Source organism: Rhizobium sp. R339, assembly GCF_002211395.1.
In the GTDB taxonomy this organism is placed as follows: Bacteria; Pseudomonadota; Alphaproteobacteria; order Rhizobiales; family Rhizobiaceae; genus Rhizobium.
The window spans coordinates 564,605-583,515 of record NZ_LOKV01000023.1 but is presented as its reverse complement, the minus strand read 5'-3'; the positions used below and the strand labels follow the sequence as shown (position 1 = coordinate 583,515).

The following is an 18,911-nucleotide window of genomic DNA, read 5'->3' as shown; positions in this document are numbered from 1 at the left end:
TGCCTTACCCTACTGCTGCTAACGACATTTCCGCCTTGAGCGACTGGCCGCGCGAAGCGCCGACAACCGCGTCGACATCGAGGATGAGGGCCACGCGGCCGTCGCCGAGGATGGTGGCGGCGGCGATGCCCGGCACGTGGGTGTAGTTCGCTTCCAGGCTCTTGATGACCACCTGGCGCTGGCCCTGGATGGCATCGACCATCAGGGCGCGCTGGCCGCCGCCTTCGGATTCCACCAGAAGCGCCACGCCTTCGACCGGATTGGCCTGGGTCGCGCGGAAGTTCAGGATGCGGCCGACATCGACCAGCGGGCAGAAGGAGTTGCGGATCGAGATCAACCGGTGGTTCGCACCGAAGGAGTGGATCGCGGCGGCTTCTGGCTGCAGGGTTTCGACGATCGCGGTCAGCGGCACGACCAGCGTCTGGCCGGCGACGGTGACGACCATGCCGTCGAGGACGGCGAGGGTCAGCGGCAGGCTCATGGTGAAGACCGAACCGTGGCCCGGCTTCGACGTGATGTTGATGCGGCCGCCGAGCGCCTGGATCGAGCGCTTGACGACGTCCATGCCGACGCCGCGACCGGAGATGTCGGAGATCTTGTCGGCGGTGGAGAAGCCCGGCAGGAAGATCAGATTGTCGATTTCCTCATCCGACAGGTTGGCATCGGCCGGGATGAGATCGTTGTCGATCGCCTTCTGACGGACCTTCTCGCGGTTGATGCCGGCGCCGTCGTCGGCAAGCTCGATCAGGATGCGGCCGGAGCGGTGCTTGGCGGTGAGGCGGACCGTGCCTTCGGTGTTCTTGCCGGCGGCGGCGCGCTTTTCCGGCGTTTCGATGCCGTGGTCGACGGCATTGCGGATCATGTGGGTCAGCGGCTCGGCCAGCTTGTCGATAACAGTCTTGTCGACTTCGGTGTTCTCACCTTCGGTGATCAGGCGGATCGACTTGCCGGTCATATCGGCGATTTCGCGGACGATACGCGACATGCGCTGGAAGACCGGCTTCACCGGCTGCGCGCGGATCGCCATGACCGAGTCCTGGATCTCGCGGGTGAGCTGCTGCAGCTCTTCGAGACCCATGTTGATCGAGGAGGTGCCGGTCGTGTCGTTCTCGATCACGCTCTGCGACAGCATCGCCTGGTTGATGACCAATTCGCCAACGAGGTTGATGAGACGGTCGACGCGGTCGAGATCGACGCGGATCGTCTGGCCGGCACCGGCTGCATTGTTCTGGGCGGCGGCATTTGCGGCAGCGGCTGCGGCTGCTGCCGATTCCTTCTTTTCGACGCGAGCGGCGGCTGCGGCCATCTGCGTGACGTTGGATGCGGTTTCCGCGGCGGCAACGGCCGCGGCCGTCTCGTCGGCCCGTGCGCCGGCGGAAGTCTCTTCCGTTGCGCTCGTTTCGTCCAGGATCGACAGGTCGAAGGGAACCGGCACCATCGGCAGTTCCTCGTTGGTGCCTGCATCGCCCGCCGCTTCGTCGACCGCCTTAATCGCCAGGTCGCAATCCCACTCGGCGAATTCGAAGACGGTGCGGATAGCATCCTCGCCCTTGTCCGTCTTGATCGTGACGTTCCAGAAGAAATAGGCGCCTTCCGGATCGAGCTCCTCGAGGCCCGGCAGCTCGTCCGCGTTGCAATAGATGGTCATCTCGCCGAGGCGAGAGAGGTCGCGCAGCAGCAGCGTGGCGTCGTTGCCCTTGGAGTAGAGCTCGAAGCGAGGCTTGAAGGTGACTTCATAAGCCGGCAAGCCGGAATCCGCCTCGTCGCCGCCGAAATCGTCGAAGGAGAAGGGGATCGGCTGGAAGCCGCTGTCATCGGTCGGCTTCGGAGCGGGTGCAGCAGCAGCCGGCGCGGGTTTTGCGGCGGCCTTCGGCGCAGGGGCTTCAGCGGCGGCCGCAGGAGACGGCAATTCGCCGTTGGCCAGCGCTTCCAGCTCCTTGACGAGGCCGCGGCTGCGGCTTTCATCGACGCTGCCGCCGTCGCGTGCAGCATTCGTCAGGTCGGCGAGCACGTCAGCCGACTTCAGCATCACCTTCAGGACGTCCTGGGTCGGCTCAAGCTTGTTGGAACGAACGCAATCGAGAGTGGTCTCAAAGACATGGGCGAAGGCGACGAGATCATCAAGGCCGAAGGCGCCGGCGCCACCCTTGATCGAATGCACGGCACGGAACACCGCATTGACGGTTTCCGGATCGCGATCGCCATCATTCATTTTCAGAAGACCGGATTCCAGTTCGGCGAGCTGCTCCTCGCACTCCTGGAAAAAGATCTCTTTGATTTCGTTCATATCCATAGGAGAAAATCCTGGGTTTAAGCGGTTACACGCTCAATGGCATCGATCAGCTTGGCCGGGTCGAAAGGCTTGACGATCCAGCCTGTGGCACCGGCCTGGCGGGCGCGGTTCTTCTTCTCCGCGTCGCTTTCAGTGGTCAGGACCAGGATTGGGATTGCCCGGTATTTCTCGTTGCGGCGCACACCTTCAATGAAGCCGAAACCGTCGAGGCGGGGCATATTGATGTCGGTGACGATGACGTCGGGATTGGACTCTTCGAGAACCTCGAGGCCCTCGACGCCGTCTTCCGCCTGGATCGTCTCGAAACCGGCATTGTTCAGCGTCACGAGAAGCATGTTTCGGATGGTGCGGGAGTCATCCACGGTAAGCACTTTTTTCTTCATTGCCGAATCTCCTTGGCGAGCAGGTGGTCAATATTGACGCCAACCAGCTGCATGGTTTTCTGAAATGCATCGGACACCTTGCAAAAGGCGAACGGCTGCTTGTCCTGCTCCCAGGTCTTCTCGGCGGACATCAGAACCTGAGCGCAGAGAGCACCGATCCGCTCGACGCCCGATGCGTCGATCGAAAGGCCGCTGCCCCTGAGCGAGAGGAGTTTATCGCGCAAGGCGGAAGCCTCGTTGAGGTCGAGCACCGCTGTCAAATTCAGCGTCTTGCCACTCTTCTTTGCTACCATCAGCTTTTCCTTGTCCCCTTGTCCCCGGCCCGAGAAGATGAGCTGAGGCGATAATCCGATAGGTTAGTAAACATTCCGCCCACCTCCGACGCTTGCGAAGGGCTGCGGAAGGCCAAAATCATCATTTTCATATTCGTCTTCGGCCGATGCCAGACGGGCGGCCGCCTCGATGGCGCGGGGCGGCAGCACGCGAGCCGGCGCCGGGCGCCCGGCAAGAGCGTTCTCGCGGGCGATGCGGAATTCGCGAATCGTCTGGCCGAGTTCGAGAATGACGGTATGGAGGTGGTCGGCGCCATCAGCCGTGCGTTCGGCAAAGCCGGCGCTATCGGCCACCTCGGCGCCCAGGCCCTTGACGTCGGCGGTGACGCTGTCGAGGCTTGCGGCATGCTCGCCGGTCTTGGTGGCGATGCCTGATATCGCCGCATTGATGTCGGTGACCTGGCGCACGATACTGCCGATCGAATCCTGCGTGCGGCCGACCATCTGCACGCCTGCATCGACCTGCGCCTTGGTCGTCGTCACCAGCGTCTTGATCTCGCGGGCGGCTTCGGCCGAGCGCTGGGCAAGTGCCCGGACTTCCTGGGCCACGACGGCAAAACCGCGACCGGAATCGCCGGCGCGGGCGGCCTCGATACCGGCATTCAGCGCCAGGAGATTGGTCTGGAAGGCGATCTCGTCGATCGCGCCGATGATCTGGCCGATCTTTTCGGCCGATTGTTCGATATCGGCCATGGCGGTAATCGCGCGGCCGACGACCTCGCCGCTTTCCTCGGCGGCAGCGCGGGTCGAGGCGGCAGCCTGTTCGGCGGCACGGCTGTCGGCGGCACCGTCGCGGACACTGCCGGCGATGCCGGCAAGAGCGGCGGCGGAAAGCTGGAGGCGATCGGCCTGGCCGGAAGCATTGCCGGCAAACTGTCTGGACAGGCCGGCAAGCGAGCCTGTCGCCGCCTCGGCCTTATCAGTGCGTTCGGTGATGGCGGTGAACTCGGCCTGCAGGCCATCCAAGGCATTGTTCAGCGCGGTGGCGATCGCGGCATTGGCGCCATCGACGGGCGCGCGCCGCGTCAGGTCGCGTGCGGACAGGCCTTCGATGACATCGCCAAAGATCCTGGCGATCTCGGCCTCGCTGTCGGTCCGCTGATCGGCGAGGGCGCGGCTCTGGGCGGCGCGTAGCGCGTTGAAACGGAGCGAGACGGCAATTTCCACATCGACCATGACGATGCGGATGATCGCCGTCATCAGATCGGAGATTTCACGTGCACGGCGCTTGGCCGACGGCAGCAAGGGGCGGCCGGCGATTTCTTCGGCAAGGCCGGAAACGACATGCTCGAGTATGACGCCGTGACCGGCCACGTGCCAGCGCGGGTCGAGCCCCATCTTGCTTTCGGTATCGGAGAGGACCTTGACACGCTCGGCATAGAGGCTGTCGAAGCGCGCATCCGTCAGCACGTCCCAATGCGAGGACTGCAGATCATGCAGGCGATCGACCTGTCTTTCGCTCTCGAAATTGCGGGCGGCGTCGGGGAAGGACTGGAACCGGTGGAAGAGATCGCGCAGACCGGCCTTCAAATGCGCTTCGAGGGCCGGCCGGTTGCGGCGCACGAGTTCACATTGATCGGCATCGAGACCGGCAAAGCGCAGGCGGTCGCGCAAGCTGCCTGCCTGCGCTCCACGAGCCTGATCTGATGGCATGTCCTGCCTCAACGCCTGTCCCCAACCCACTTTCCAGGCGAATGCCTGGCCAAAAACCTTTGCAGCATCCGATGAACGCAGAGCGTGGAGACGGTCTTCATCGCCGGTTGGCACCGGCCGACAAAAGCCCTCTGATCAGCTATGTTTCGAAGCTGTCTGAAGAGATGGATACCGGATCGACCCGGTACGGCGGTACGGCGTCATGCCTGGTGGGAACGAGTGCATCTTCCCATTCCGACGTGTAACCCAATGTTTATGGTTAATTCCTTGCTTGAAGGTTAATAAGCCTTTCCCAGTGCTGGCTTTTGAAGCAATTCAGCTCAGCTCATAAGAAATACTGCCGCGCAGTTGCACGGCTGCTACAAGGCACACGCAAGCTCCGTGTTATATGCCGGTCGATAACCAAGACATGACGTCGACAAGGACAGAGCAATGATTGTTCTCGGATTGGGTTCCTGCTTGATTGCAATAGCGGTGCTTGCAGCCGTCGCCCGTCTCGATTTTATCGCAGCAAACCGCGACATCCGCCCGCTTCGGGTGTTCTAAGAACCCTTTCCCGTTGGCAGTCCGGCGCCTTTGGTGTAATCGCACTCGCGCCTTTCATGTCAGCGGAACACTTAAGTTCATGTCCCCCAGATCTGGTCTCCTCATCGTCCTTGGCTTCACGCTCTGGCGCGTCGTCTCGCTCCATTTCGATGCGACGGACCTTTTCGTTGATGAGGCGCAGTACTGGTTCTGGTCGCAGAATCTCGATCTCGGCTATTATTCCAAGCCGCCGATGATCGCCTGGGTGATCCGGGCGATGACCGAGCTTTCCGGCTCCAACGCCATCTATTGGATCAGGCTCTCCGGACCGCTGATTCACATGGCGGCGGCCCTGGTGCTGATGAAGGTGGCCAAGCGGTTCGTCGGCCCGGAGATCGAAGGCTGGACGGGCGCCACCTACATCACCCTTCCTGGCGTGGCGCTTTCCTCGGTGTTCTTCTCGACCGACGTGATCCTGCTCTTTTTCATCGCGATCGCCCTGCTTGCCTATTTCGGCCTGACGCAGCGGCGCTCGGTCGGGCTGGCGCTCGTCATGGGCCTCGGCGTCGGCCTCGCCTTCCTGACGAAATATGCTGTGCTTTTCGTCGTTCCGGGCGGCGCGCTTGCGCTTCTTCTCATTCCGGCGGCGCGCATCGCCATTCGCGATTTCATCATCGCGGTCGCAGTATCGGCGGCCGTCGCCCTGCCGAACCTCTGGTGGAACCTGCAGCATGACAATACGACAGTGCGCCATACGCAGGATATCGCCCATTGGAGCGAACTCGGCATCAACCTCAGGCGCGGGCTCGAATTCTTCGCCGCCCAGTTCGGCGTCGTCGGGCCAATCATATTTTTCGCGATGCTCTGGGCGGTCTACCGCATGATCAGGGGCAGGAGCGACGACCGCGAGAAGATGCTGATCTGGCTGTCGATGCCGGTGGTGGTGCTGATCACCCTGCAGGCGACGGTCGCCAAAGCCTATGCCAACTGGGCCGTGACCGCCTATGTCGCCGGGACGATCCTTGCCGTCTGGCTTCTCTATCGCCTGTGGCCGAAGGGGCTGCGGCTATCGCTCACCATCAACGGCATCGCAAGCCTGCTCTTTCCACTGGCGACGATCTTTCCGCAGCAGTTGCTGCTGCCGAACGGCGACGAGCTGATGAAGCGCTATCTCGGCCGCGCCGAGGTCAGCCGCGAGGCGGCGGCACTTGCGGGCCCGGCCGGCATCGACATCATCGTCACCAACAACCGCGACATGGTCGCCGATCTTTTCTATACGCTGCGCGACGCATCCTACAGGATCTATGCGCGGGCGCCGGCAGGCCTTCCGGAGAGCTATTACGAGCAGGAATTCGCCCTGCCCGCCGATATGACCGGCACCGTGCTCTTCCTGACGGACGCCCCCCTCACCTGCGCCACCGAGACGCCCGAAGTGTTGAAGAACTGGCAGCCGACAGCAGGCTACTACAAGGGCAAGTCGCTCTATATCTACAAGGTCTCGGCCGCCTGCCTGGCGCCCTGAGCCGGCGTCAGCCTGGCCGATTGGGCAGGCAGAGGCCGGTGCCCGCGCCTTCGATCTCGATGAATTTGACGCCGCCTTCCTCGAAGGCGAGGCGCAGCTGCGCCTCCGTCGCACGATGGATGTCGTGGTGGCGCCCCTCGTAATCGCGAATGGTGCTGCGCGAGACGGCGGCCTTCTCGGCAAGATCGGTCTGGGTCCAGTCGAGGAGACCACGTGCAGCCCGGCAAAGAGCGGGGCTTAGAATTGTTTCCCTGGCGCCTTGACCCATGATTTCAAGTTACCCATATTGGTCGATATAGACCATATATGTCATATTGCGAACGGGATTTCCAGATCGGGAGACAGCGATGCCACACGATACGCCCTTGATCTCGACAATCGTCGGCGGCCTCGTGCTGGCTTTCGTCTTCGGCGCCATCGCCCATCGGCTGCGCATGCCGCCGCTTGTCGGCTATCTGATCGCCGGCGTGCTGGTCGGGCCGCATACGCCGGGTTACGTGGCGGATCAAAGCCTTGCGCCGGAGCTTGCCGAAATCGGCGTGATCCTGCTGATGTTCGGCGTCGGGCTGCATTTCTCGCTCAAAGACCTGTTGTCGGTGCGCGGCATCGCCGTGCCGGGCGCCATCGCGCAGATCGCCTTCGCCACACTGCTCGGCTGGGCGCTCGGCGCCTTCATGGGGTGGCCGACCGGCGGCAGCCTGGTTTTCGGCCTGGCCCTTTCAGTCGCCTCTACCGTCGTGCTGCTGAAGGCGCTGCAGGAGCGGCGGCTCGTCGAGACCGAGCGCGGCAGGATCGCCGTCGGCTGGCTGATCGTCGAGGATCTCGCCATGGTGCTGGCGCTGGTGCTGATACCGGCAGCCGCCAGCATCGGCGGTGACGGCCACGGCCCCGTCGAGCCGCTTTCAGCGGGGCTGAGCCGCCTGCTCGGCTTCGATCTCGGCATCGGCGCCATGATTGCGATGACGCTGGTGAAGGTGGCGCTGTTCGTGGCGCTGATGCTGGTCTTCGGGCGCAAGCTCATTCCCTGGACGATGCACCGCATCGCCCATACCGGCTCGCGCGAGCTTTTCCGGCTGGGCGTGCTCGCCATTGCGCTCGGCGTCGCCTTCGGCGCAGCGAAGCTCTTCGGCGTGTCGCTGGCGCTCGGCGCCTTCTTCGCCGGCATGGTGCTTGCCGAAAGCGAGCTCAGCCATCGCGCCGCCCAGGAAAGCCTGCCGCTGCGCGACGCCTTCGCCGTGCTCTTCTTCGTCTCGGTCGGCATGCTGTTCGATCCGAACATCCTGATCGACAGGCCGCTGCTGATCCTCGCCACCATCTTCATCATCGTCATCGGCAAGTCCGTCGCCGCCTTCCTGATCGTGCTCGCCTTCAAGAAGCCGCTCGGAACGGCGCTGACGATCTCGGCAAGTCTTGGCCAGATCGGCGAATTCTCCTTCATCCTAGCCGCTCTCGGAGTCGAGCTCGGGCTGCTGCCGGAGGAAGGCCGCGACCTGATCCTCGCCGGCGCCATCATCTCGATCGTTCTCAACCCGCTGCTGTTCTTTCTCTGCGACCGCATGCGGCCTCTTCTCGAAGGCGCAAAGCGCGAGGAGGCCGCGGCCGACCCCGCTGCCGCCGCGGATGCGGGCGCCGCTCAGGAACAGATGCCGCTTGAAGACGACGAGGTCCACCCGACTGCCCTCAGCGGCCACGCGATCCTCATCGGCTACGGCCGGGTCGGCAGGATCGTCGGGCAGAACCTCAAATCGTCAGGCACGCCCTTCCTCGTCATCGAAGATTCCGACAAGCGTATCGGCGAATTGAAGGCGCAGGGCATCGAAGCCTTCATGGGCAATGCGGTGGCGCGGGAGACGCTCGATCTCGCCAATCTCTCGACGGCGCGCAGCCTCGCCATCGCCATTCCAAACGCCTTCGAGGCCTGCCGCATCGCCGAGCAGGCGCGCAGCGTCAATCCCTCGATCCTCATCGTCGCCCGCGCCCATTCCGACGCCGAGGTCGACGAGCTGAAGCAATACGGCGCCGATACCGTCATCATGGGCGAACGCGAAATCGCGCTTGGCATGGTTGACCGGCTCGCTCAAGTGCATCATGAGAGTGTTCCCTATGAAGACAGGCACGAGCCTGATACAATCATACCGACGGGCACTGCTCCGCTGGAAAAAGAATGAGAGATTGGCGCGCTTTTGAGCCGATATGGGAGTGACATCGCCGGAACGGAGGAGATGGAGCTGGACCAGCACCGTCTGACGATCCGTATCGCCGCTTCCCTTGCGGTCGCCATCCTTGCCTATCTCGGCCTGCTCTTCGGCGGCAACCTGGTTCTCTCGCCTGCCGCCGCCGTCAATACGCTTTCCTCTTCCGGCCGTGATCCGCAGGCGCCGCAGCTGACCGCGCGCGAGGCTCTGCGCGGGGTGCTCGCCGCCGAGCGCAAGCTTGCGCCGAAGCAGACCACTCACGACGCCGGATCGTCCCTGCTTGCCGCCGTCCCGCCTTTGGATTTCGACGGCTGGGCCGCCGCCGTGCCTTTTGCGGCATTCAAAGCCCCGCTTCGTGCCGCCGTCTCCGCCACCTATCAGCCGCGCGCACCGCCGGCAGTTGCCTGAGGCCTGCGCCGAGCGGCGCTTCCGACCATTGACGACATACCGCCAGCGCCGGAGCGCCGGCCCCTGATTATCTAAGGAATACAACATGCGTACCTCACCATGGCTGGTGCTCACCTATTCGGTGATCATCATAGTGGGCCTCTTGATCGCCCTGCCGAACGTCCTGCCGCAATCCACCCTCCAGCGCATCCCGGCATGGCTGCCGCATGACCAGGTGTCGCTCGGCCTCGACCTTCGCGGCGGTTCTCACCTCGTGCTGGAAGTCGATGAAGCCGACCTGACCAAGGAGCGGCTGCAATCGCTGCTCCAGGACGCGCGCCGCGTACTGCGCGAAAAGGGCATCCAGCCGAAGGCCGTCGTGCGCAGCCAGAACCAGATCGTCGTGACGCTTGCCGATGCCTCGCAGAGCGATGCAGCCGTCACCGAACTCAAGACGCTCGCCAACCCGATCAGCACCGGCCTCAGCGCCGGCCAGGCCGATCTCAATGTCACGGCGAATGGAGCGACCATCACCGTCGGCTTCTCGCCGGCCGGCATCTCCGCCAATGTCGACAACGCCGTCCAGCAGAGCCTTGAAGTCATCCGCCAGCGCGTCGACCAGGTCGGCGTTTCCGAGCCGACCATCCAGCGCATCGGCGGCAACCGCGTGCTCGTCCAGCTTCCGGGCGCGCAGGATCCGTCGCGCCTTCGCGAACTCCTGGGCTCCACGGCGAAGATGTCGTTCCATATGCTCGCGCCGAACAACCAGCCCGGCCCCGGCGTGACGATGATGAAGGATGACGAAGGCAACTCCTATCCTGTCCTCGACCGCGTCGAAATATCAGGCGACCGGCTTTCGGATGCCCGCGTCAGCTTCGATCCCAACACCCGCGAGCCGGTCGTCAGCTTCCGCTTCGACAGCGCCGGCGCCACCCGCTTTGCCGATATCACCCGCCAGAACGTCGGCAATCCCTTCGCCATCGTCCTCGACGACAAGGTGCTGAGCGCACCTGTCATCCGCGAGCCGATCACCGGCGGTTCCGGCCAGATCTCCGGCAACTTCTCGGCCGACAGCGCAACGACGCTTGCCGCCATGCTGCGCGCGGGCGCCCTGCCCGCCAAGCTGACCGTCATCGAGGAACGCACCGTCGGCGCCGACCTCGGCGCCGACGCCATCAAGATGGGTGTCTATTCCGGCATCGTCGGCTTCGCCCTCGTCGCAGCCTTCATCTTCGTGCTCTACGGAACCTGGGGCATCCTGGCGAACGTGGCGCTGCTGATCCACACCATCCTGACCTTCTCGGCTCTGACGCTGGTCGGCGCGACGCTGACGCTGCCGGGCATTGCCGGTGTCGTTCTCGGCATCGGCCTCGCGGTCGATGCGAACGTCCTCATCAACGAGCGTATTCGTGAAGAGACCCGCAAGGGCAAGGGCGCCTTTGCCGCCATCGATACGGGTTTCAATCGCGCCTATTCGACCATTATCGACGGCAATATGACGGCGCTGATCGCTGCCGCCATCCTGTTCTATTTCGGGTCCGGACCGGTTCGCGGCTTTGCGGTGACCATGGCGCTCGGCCTGATCATCTCGATGTTCACCTCGGTCGCCTTCGTTCGCGTCGCCATGATCGAGATCACCCGCCGCCGCAAGTTCAAGGTGCTGAACATCCGGCCGTTGATCCCCTTCAGCCCTTACGACAAGCACATCCAGTTCATGAAGGCGCGCTTCTTCGGCGTCACCGTTTCGGCGCTGCTTTCGATCGCCTCCGTCGTGCTGTTCATCCATCCCGGCCTGAACTACGGCGTCGATTTCCGCGGCGGCATCCAGATGTCCGTCAAGACCCAGGGCGCGGCCGATCTCGCGAAGTTCCGCGAGGGTCTCGATAGCCTCGGCCTCGGCGAAATCACGCTGCAGTCCTTCGGCGACAACAACAGCATTCTCGTTCGCGCCCAGCGGCAGGAAGGCGGTGAAGAGGCGCAGACGGCAGCAGTGACCAAGCTGAAGGCCGAAGTCGCCAGGATCGATCCGACCGCCACCGTCGAGGGCACCGACGTCATCGGCCCGAAGGTCAGCGGCGAGCTTGCCTCGGCCGGCATCCTGTCGGTGGTGATCGCGAGCTTTGCGATGCTGATCTATATCTGGGTGCGGTTCGAATGGCCGTTCGCCGTCGGCGCCATCGTTACCCTGGTGCTCGACGTCACCAAGGCGATCGGCTTCTTTGCGATCACCGGCCTCGACTTCAACCTGACGGCCATCGCCGCCATCCTGACGCTCGTCGGCTACTCGGTGAACGACAAGGTCGTCGTCTACGACCGCATGCGCGAAAACATGCGGCTCTACAAGTCGATGCCGCTGCGCGAGATCATCGACAAGTCGATCAACGAAACGCTCGCACGAAGCCTCTACACCAATGCGACGGCCTTCCTCGCCCTGGTGCCGATGGCGATCTGGGGCGGCAGCGCGGTCTCGAGCTTCGCGATCCCGATGGTCTTCGGCATTCTCGTTGCCGGCGCCTCGTCGATCTTCATCGCAGCCCCGATCCTGCTCTTCCTGGGCGACTGGCGCCGCCGCCATGCCAAGGCACCGGCAAGCGATGAGAACGTCGACATCATCCCGCCCGAACAGGGCCGCCCGCGCAAGTCCGCGACCTAATCGCGGTTGTTAACGCATCCTTGAAGAGGGCGCCGGTTGCAGAGCCGGCGCCCTCTTTCTATTGTCGGCACTGCATCGTGCGCTTCGAAAGAACGCACGGCGCTCCAAGAATGATCGGGGAAACCGCCAGATGTCATCCAACCCGACGAGACCGCCGGAAACCAGCGCTGCCGACAATGAGGAGCGAATCAAACGCTTCCTCGCAACCGCCTCGCACGACCTGCAATCGCCGCTTCGCCATATCGCCATGTATGCCGAAGTGCTGCTCGACGACATCGAGGAGACGCTCGAGGATGAGCATCGCCAGAGCCTCAGGATGATCATGGAAAAGGCGCAGACCGCTCAGCGCCTGACCAAGGCCCTGATGAGTCTCGCCGGCGGCACGCCTCAAGTGACGCCCGAAGAGGTCGATCTGCAGGCGCTCGTCGAAAATGTCTGGCAAGAACTGACCGACGAGCCGTCGAGCCGCGACGCCGCGCTTACAAGCGAAGCCCTTCCCTCCATCCGCACCGACCCTGCACTACTCGGCCTGGCGCTGCGGCATCTCATTTCCAATGCGCTGACCTATCGCGGCGAATCGCCGCCGCACGTCACGATCACGGCAGACCGCGACGGCCCGCTGTGGTTCATTCGCATTTCCGACAATGGCATGGGTATCGACCCCGCACATCGGGAGCGGGTCTTCGAGCCGTTCTGGAAACTGCCGAAGGCGGGAACCGTCCCCGGCGCCGGTCTCGGACTGACGACGGCGCGGGAGTTTCTGAAGGCACTCGGCGGCGATGTCAGCCTCGAACATTCGGATGATAGGGGCAGCCGCTTCACCATCCGACTGCCCATTGCCTGAAGGCACGAAAACCGGTTCACCGAAGACTATCCGAGGCTTCCAGGTGGTGATCGCCGCGCAGAAGGTTCAGCCAGGCCTGCGACACTTTCTCCCCGGCTGTGCCCCCGAAATGGCAATCGTCGTAGCGATCGTCTCCATCGAGCAGGACGTCAGAATTTACGCCTTCTCGGATACCGTGGCCGCCTTTTGACAGGGCCAGCTGCGCCTGAACTATCGCGTTGTCTGGAATATGCTCCTTAAAGCCGCCATTGCTCGGCTCGAGGCATTTCGATGCGATCGAAATGTAAACGGGTGCTTCGACGCCGTGCTGACGCAACGTGCCGACCATCGACATGAAACGTTCCTGATAGGTCTCGGCAGTGGTGCCCATCACGAGGTCCGCCTCTCCTTGCACCCAGAGGACGCCCGTTATCCGATAACCGGAATCCTGAAGCTTCTTCATTGTGTCGACCAAAACAGGATTGAAGTCGCCGCCTGCCGCCCATCGTGCAACCTCAGATCCGGAATATGCGAGAGGTGCGAGGATGACGTTGTCATTTTGTCCTGATGCGATCAATTTATTCCCAAGAAGCGTCCAGTACTCTCCCCTGGTATTGGTCGATCCTAGAAGGGGCGACGCCGCGATGAAGCACCGTTTGTCAAAGGCGTTCACGACCCGAGCGCCATAGTTGGACCGGTGCCGTTGTCCACCGTAATTGGCTGCGTTCGATTGGCCAAGAATGAGCAAGACAGCAGTTCGATCGGTTTGAGTCGGGCAGGTCACAAGCGTTTTTGATTCATCGCCGATGAGTCGTTCCTTATCGTCGAAAGTATACCGGCTTGGAGCCGCCGCCTTCTCTGCGCCGACCATTTTCCGCAGCGCGGAAAGTTGTGGCCAAGGAAAGAGCTCATGTCTCGCGCTCATGCCCCCGAGAAAGAACACGGCGATCAACGCGGCTAGGCCGACTGCTATTGTTGTGCGCATGTCGTTACCTTTCAAACATCATCCGATGACATGGAGCCTGCTGACCGATTAAGGCTGCTCCCAGCCGCAAAGGTTCCTTTAGAGCAGCTCCATCTGCTTGCCCGGGCACGATCTGTAAAAAAGAGTTCGTCGCGAAGATCGAGCCCCAAATCGACGACTATCTCGCGTGAAGTCGCCGAGAACCTGCTCTAAACTATAGTCCGGACCAGTGAGTACAATCATCCGGTTGGGTGATATCGGGTGACCTTGCCCCGTCAAAAATAATTGATTTTGAAGTAAGCTCTGGCCGGCATTTTGAAGGAGCACCAGCCGGGCATGCCGGTCTCGGAGCTTTGCCGAAAGCACGTCATGCCAGCATCTATAGCGGGGTCTCGGAACTAGATGCTGTAATCGTCCTTCCAGAAATCCGGCACGTCATAGGTCACATATTCGCGAATGATGTGCTGGAGCGTCTGGACATCGATTTCGTCCTTGCCGATGCGGAAATCGACGCCGTACTCCGGAAACTCCTGGAAATAGCCGCCCGAAATATCGGTCGAGACGACGCCGATCGGCCCGGTGTAGCCGATGCCGCGCAGTTCGGGCACCGTTTCACGGAAATCCGCATTGGGCAGAAGACGGTTGTCGAGCAGGATGAGGTCGAAGCGCCCCGCGCGGATCTTTTCCAGCGCATCGCCGATCGATGCCGAATATTCGAGTTCGACGGCGGGTTCGGAAAGATCAGCGATCTTCTTCTTGAGCGCACGGAATTCGATGAATTCGTCGTCGACAAAGAGAACTTTTACAGCACTCCTCCGCGTTGTTTCGGCGCTCATCTTCCCAATTTCCCCAGTCCCGAAACCAGCTTCACGAAACCAATCCGTTTCTCAATGCGATCGCCACCATGTGGACGCGGTTCACGGCATCGAGTTTGCGCGCCGCCGCGGTGATATGCGAATTGACCGTATGTTCGGACAGGCCGAGGATGATGGCGATTTCCGCCGACGTCTTGCCCTCGCTCGTCCATTTGACGATTTCCGATTCGCGCTGGGTAAGCCGCCCGGACATTTCCTGCGTCAGAATTTCCTCGTAGAGCTTGTCGAAAATCCGCATCGCATCCAGCAGCATGTCGGCGATCTCACCCTGATCGGGCTCCTGACGTTCGCCGCTGAGCACGAGGCAGTATCGCCGCCCCTCCGGCGTAAACAGGGGAATGAAGAGAAAGACGCCATTCCGGAACTCGTTGAAGACGAGATCGGACGCATAGGCTTCCGGCTGGGCGCCCCTGCCTTGGACCGGCGTCGCCAGAAACTGGGCGGACTTTGCCCGCACGGTCCCGAGCGCTTCCTTCAACGTCGCAATGAAAAGGCCGACGCGCCGCTCGGCAACGTTGGTGATGACGATATCCCGCTCGCCGAAGGGGGCCGAAGCCTCGGAAATGCGGGCAAGCGCGAAATTGTCGAAGTTGTAATGCTGCGCCGCCGCCTTCAACAGCCGGAAAAAATCGGTGCGGTTGATCGCCCGGCTAAGCTCCGGTCCGGCATGAAAGGGAATTGCCGAAGCATTGTTCATTCCCACTCTTTCCTCTCCTCCCGCCCGATGCCCCCGATCCCGAAATCTTGGGATATACGTCCTAAACGCGAACAGCTACAAAAATTGCGAGACGGTTGATGACAAGTATCGAAACGGGGACTTTCGATATGGAAGGCGGATATCATCAATTATCTCAACTACAGGTGATGCACGGGCAGTTTTACTGGGGGCAGTAGTTCTTACCTGGGTATCGTAATCTCCCCGCGTTCAACATCCATGAATGCGGGAAGGCAGTGCCAGACGTAAGCGCGAGAGAGCCGATTGGCCCATTCAGCTAAGGGGTTGGCTGATGTTCGTGGCGGCGAACGCGGGTAAATCGGTTCTCTCAGCGCTTATTTTTGCGTTACGGTCTCTTCGCTTCGGTTGCATCTTGGGATGCGTCCTCGACCTTGTCAATTGCGGTTTGTCAACCGCAGCGAACGAACGGCGGAAAACGGGCCTTCAGGCTTCCATCGTTTTCTACACTTAGAGATTGAGAATGATCGCAGCAAGATCAAGCGGCTTCTCGAGATAAAAATCGGCGCCGGCCTCCAGCGCACGCGCACGGTCCTCATCGGCATCCGATCCACTGCAGATAGCAAGCCGCATCGCTTTGAACCGATCATCCCGGCGCAACTGGTTCATCAGCCCAACGCCGCTGTCCAGCGGCATATAGAGATCGGCAATCAGCAGGTCGGGCGGGTTCTTGCCTTCCGCCACACGCCGCTCCAACGCCTCGAATACCGTCTCGGCGGTCGAAAAACAGAATAGATCGACATCTATCTGCTGCTTCCTGCTGATATAGTCGAGATAGAAGAGGTCATCCCTGCTGTCGTCGACGTAGAATAAAGTAGGCATCCAGCACCGCAACTCAGATATTGTTGGAATGGTCCTCGCCGTCCTTCGACATCACGATAAGGCCGTTTTGCTAAAATTCGATATACATTGCTACAAATCGTTTCACAAAAAGCACGGCACAGCCCTGGCTTGCCTATTGAGTATTCCTCGATTTCGGAAAAAATGACCGCGCGAACCGAGGAGGATACGCGGGTGCAGGATAGGAACGACTTGGACCTGCGAGACCAGCGGAGGCGGTGGCGTTATCATGCCTTCGCGATCACGGTCGGCTGCCTGATGTTCGTTCTCGGCATCACCGTCCTTGCCGGCTGGCTGTTGCAGATCAAGGTGATTCTCTCGGTCATTCCCGGCTTTCCCTCGATGGCCTTCAATACCGCGCTCTGCTTCATGCTGTCCGGCGCTGGGCTTGTCACCTCGACATTTCCCGCCCGCCGCTTTCGGGCGGCGGCAGCGATCACGGCGGGGCTCGCGGCGGCGATCGCCGCGGTCCGGCTCGTGGAAATCGTCACGATCGGGCGGAACTTCCACTATGTCGACACGCTCGTAACTGGTCTTCTGATCGCGCCGGATTTTTCTGCGGAGATCGGCGGCGGCATGGGGCCGAACACGGCGCTGGTGTTCCTGATCGGCAATCTCTCCTTGCTGCTCTCGCTTCGCATGGAGAAATCGCGAGGTCAGGTGGTGCAGGAGCTGGCGAGCTATGTCGTCATCACGCTCGGCATGATCGCGCTCGCCGGTTACGTCACCGCCGCCGAGCAAGGCTATCGCTGGGGGCCTTATGCAGCGATGGCGCTGCACACGGCCGTCGGCATGGTGATCTTCGGGTCGGGGCTTCTGGCCCGATCCTGGCTGATGCAGCCGGCGAACCGGGCGCAGATCCCGTTGTGGATTCCGGCCGCGGTCTGCTTCACAGGCCTGCTCGTCGATCTCTATACGCCGCTCGGCGTCGCCAACGGTATTCTGTACGTGCCGCTGGTGCTGACGGCGCTGTGGTTCGGCAACAGGAATGCGCCGCTTTTCTTCGCCTTCGCCTGCACCGTGCTCCTGATGCTCGGCTTTTTCGCCGTCAGGCATGACGAAGCCTCGTTCTGGCAGGAAATCGCCAATCGCACCATCACGGCCGCCACGCTCTGGCTGATCGCGATCCTGATCTTTTATTTCATGCGCAACAGCCATCACCTGGAGACCGAACGTATCCGCTTCGGCGCACTCGTGCGCAGCACACCCGATGCCGTCATCGTCATCGACGAACGTGGAACGATCACAAGCTTCAATCCAGCGGCCGAAGCTATGTTCGGCTACTCCCCGCAGGAGACGATCGGCCGGAACATCAAGATGCTGATGCCCGAACCCTACCATTCCGAACATGACGGCTATCTCGCCCATTACCGGCAGACCGGCGAAGAGCGCATCATCGGAACGACGCGCATGGTCTCGGGACGGCGCAAGAACGGCATCGTCTTTCCGATCGACGTTTCCATCAGCGCCGTCGTCACCGGCAATACGAAGACCTTCGTCGGCATCGTGCGCGATATCAGCGAGCGCGCCCGCCAGGAAGAACGGATGAAGACGACGCTGGCCCAGCTCGAGGCCTATACCGCCGATCTCGAGCGCAGCAACCACGACCTCGACGAATTCGCCTATATCGCCTCGCATGACCTCAAGGAGCCGCTGCGCGGCCTGCACAACCATTCCCGCTTCCTGCTGGAGGATTACGAAGACAAGCTCGACGACGACGGCGTGCGCCGGCTGAACCGGCTCGTGCGCCTGAGCCAGCGCATGGAGAAGCTGGTCAACGACCTCCTGTATTTTTCCCGTCTCGGACGCCAGCAACTGGCGGTCAAGCGCACCGATATCAACCTGATCGTCAAGGACGTCGTCGCGACGATGGAGCTCCTCCTGGAAGAACGTCATGCCAAGGTCGTCATCGACGGCAGGCTCCCGGACGTGATCTGCGACGCACCGCGGCTGACCGAAGTGTTCCGCAATCTCATCACCAATGCCATCAAGTACAACGACAAACCGGCGCCGCTCGTCTCGATCGGCTATCTCGAACGCTATGTCGGCACGGACGGCACGGTTGCCCGCAACGTGTTTTTCGTTAAGGATAACGGCAAGGGCATCCCGCAGGAATTCCACGAGGATATTTTCCGCATTTTCAAGCGGCTTGAAAAGTCGCAGGATTCCGACGACGGAACCGGAGCAGGCCTCACCTTCGTCCGCAAGATCATCGCGCGGCACAATGGCGATATCTGGCTGGAGTCCGAAGTCGGCACCGGCACGACATTCTATTTCACCCTGGGAAAAAAGCGCGAGGGGCAGAATGCAGCAGCGTGACACGCAACCGATCCTGATCGTGGAAGACAGCGAAGACGATTTCGAAGCGACGATGCGCGCCTTCAAACGCACCAACCTGCGCAACTCGATCCGCTGGGCGGCCTCCGGACAGGAAGCGCTCGATATGCTGACCGCGATGGTGCCGAAACCGGGGCTGATCCTGCTCGATCTCAACATGCCCGGCCTCGACGGCCGCAAGACGCTGGAGGCGATCAAGTCGAACGACGGCTGGCGCAAGATCCCCGTGGTGATCCTGACGACCTCCGACGACGAACGCGATATCGAAGGCTGCTACGCGCTCGGGGCCAATACCTATGTGCAGAAGCCGGTCGATCTCGACGGCCTCTTCGCCGCGATCCAGCGGCTGAAGGAATACTGGTTCGAAATCGCAATCCTGCCGCTTGAGGACTGACA

At 61.7% G+C, this 18,911-nt stretch carries 16 protein-coding genes; 7 read left to right on the top strand and 9 right to left on the bottom strand.

From position 1 onward, the window contains the following. Positions 1-4 precede the first annotated feature (4 nt). The 4 genes from ATY76_RS22130 to ATY76_RS22115 form a co-directional block, all read right to left on the bottom strand. Positions 5-2,293: a chemotaxis protein CheA gene (locus tag ATY76_RS22130; RefSeq protein ID WP_088676824.1), complete on the bottom strand. Its 2,289-nt coding sequence runs from the start codon at positions 2,291-2,293 to the stop codon at positions 5-7. 17 nt (positions 2,294-2,310) lie between these two features. Beyond that, entirely contained in the window at positions 2,311-2,676 is a 366-nt protein-coding gene (gene cheY1 / locus ATY76_RS22125) for a chemotaxis response regulator CheY1 (protein WP_003570362.1), read from the bottom strand. Further along, complete coding sequence (locus tag ATY76_RS22120; RefSeq protein ID WP_088676823.1) at positions 2,673-2,969, bottom strand: STAS domain-containing protein; 297 nt, start codon at positions 2,967-2,969, stop codon at positions 2,673-2,675. The genes cheY1 and ATY76_RS22120 overlap by 4 nt, the downstream gene beginning before the upstream one ends. Positions 2,970-3,032: 63 nt before the next feature. Further along, positions 3,033-4,661, bottom strand: a complete 1,629-nt coding sequence (locus ATY76_RS22115) for a globin-coupled sensor protein (protein WP_088676822.1) — start codon at positions 4,659-4,661, stop codon at positions 3,033-3,035. A 625-nt stretch (positions 4,662-5,286) separates the two neighbouring features. On the opposite strand from ATY76_RS22115, the gene ATY76_RS22110 reads away from it, so the two are divergent. Continuing rightward, positions 5,287-6,708, top strand: coding sequence for a glycosyltransferase family 39 protein (locus ATY76_RS22110; protein WP_088676821.1), 1,422 nt, complete (start codon positions 5,287-5,289; stop codon positions 6,706-6,708). 7 nt (positions 6,709-6,715) lie between these two features. Here ATY76_RS22110 and ATY76_RS22105 read toward each other — a convergent pair whose 3' ends face one another. After that, on the bottom strand, positions 6,716-6,976 hold the full coding sequence (locus ATY76_RS22105; protein WP_088676820.1) for a helix-turn-helix domain-containing protein: 261 nt from the start codon (positions 6,974-6,976) through the stop codon (positions 6,716-6,718). A 79-nt stretch (positions 6,977-7,055) separates the two neighbouring features. On the opposite strand from ATY76_RS22105, the gene ybaL reads away from it, so the two are divergent. The 4 genes from ybaL (at position 7,056) to ATY76_RS22085 (ending at position 12,787) form a co-directional block, all read left to right on the top strand. Next, a complete protein-coding gene (gene ybaL, locus ATY76_RS22100) occupies positions 7,056-8,876 on the top strand; it encodes a YbaL family putative K(+) efflux transporter (protein WP_088676819.1) in 1,821 nt (606 codons plus the stop codon). Between the two features lie 54 nt (positions 8,877-8,930). Then, on the top strand, positions 8,931-9,311 hold the full coding sequence (locus ATY76_RS22095; protein WP_088676818.1) for a hypothetical protein: 381 nt from the start codon (positions 8,931-8,933) through the stop codon (positions 9,309-9,311). Positions 9,312-9,396: 85 nt separating this feature from the next. Further along, positions 9,397-11,943: a protein translocase subunit SecD gene (gene secD, locus ATY76_RS22090; RefSeq protein ID WP_088676817.1), complete on the top strand. Its 2,547-nt coding sequence runs from the start codon at positions 9,397-9,399 to the stop codon at positions 11,941-11,943. Positions 11,944-12,073: 130 nt separating this feature from the next. Next, complete coding sequence (locus tag ATY76_RS22085) at positions 12,074-12,787, top strand: HAMP domain-containing sensor histidine kinase (RefSeq protein ID WP_088676816.1); 714 nt, start codon at positions 12,074-12,076, stop codon at positions 12,785-12,787. A 16-nt stretch (positions 12,788-12,803) separates the two neighbouring features. On the opposite strand, the gene ATY76_RS22080 is transcribed toward ATY76_RS22085, so the two are convergent. The 4 genes from ATY76_RS22080 to ATY76_RS22065 all read right to left on the bottom strand — a co-directional run bounded on the left by ATY76_RS22080 (position 12,804) and on the right by ATY76_RS22065 (position 16,160). Further along, positions 12,804-13,751 (bottom strand): sialate O-acetylesterase, encoded by a 948-nt coding sequence (locus ATY76_RS22080; protein ID WP_088676815.1) that lies wholly within the window; start codon positions 13,749-13,751, stop codon positions 12,804-12,806. Between the two features lie 377 nt (positions 13,752-14,128). Continuing rightward, positions 14,129-14,566: a response regulator gene (locus ATY76_RS22075; protein WP_088676814.1), complete on the bottom strand. Its 438-nt coding sequence runs from the start codon at positions 14,564-14,566 to the stop codon at positions 14,129-14,131. A 31-nt stretch (positions 14,567-14,597) separates the two neighbouring features. Continuing rightward, positions 14,598-15,302, bottom strand: coding sequence for a LuxR C-terminal-related transcriptional regulator (locus ATY76_RS22070; protein ID WP_088676813.1), 705 nt, complete (start codon positions 15,300-15,302; stop codon positions 14,598-14,600). Positions 15,303-15,788: 486 nt separating this feature from the next. Then, positions 15,789-16,160 carry a response regulator gene (locus ATY76_RS22065; RefSeq protein ID WP_088676812.1) on the bottom strand — a complete coding sequence of 124 codons (372 nt, stop codon included), beginning with the start codon at positions 16,158-16,160 and terminating at the stop codon, positions 15,789-15,791. 192 nt (positions 16,161-16,352) lie between these two features. Here ATY76_RS22065 and ATY76_RS22060 point away from each other — a divergent pair, with 192 nt between their 5' ends. Next, complete coding sequence (locus ATY76_RS22060; protein WP_088676986.1) at positions 16,353-18,497, top strand: PAS domain-containing sensor histidine kinase; 2,145 nt, start codon at positions 16,353-16,355, stop codon at positions 18,495-18,497. Then, a complete protein-coding gene (locus ATY76_RS22055; RefSeq protein ID WP_004674503.1) occupies positions 18,484-18,909 on the top strand; it encodes a response regulator in 426 nt (141 codons plus the stop codon). Before ATY76_RS22060 ends, ATY76_RS22055 begins: the two co-directional genes overlap by 14 nt. Positions 18,910-18,911: the final 2 nt, after the last annotated feature.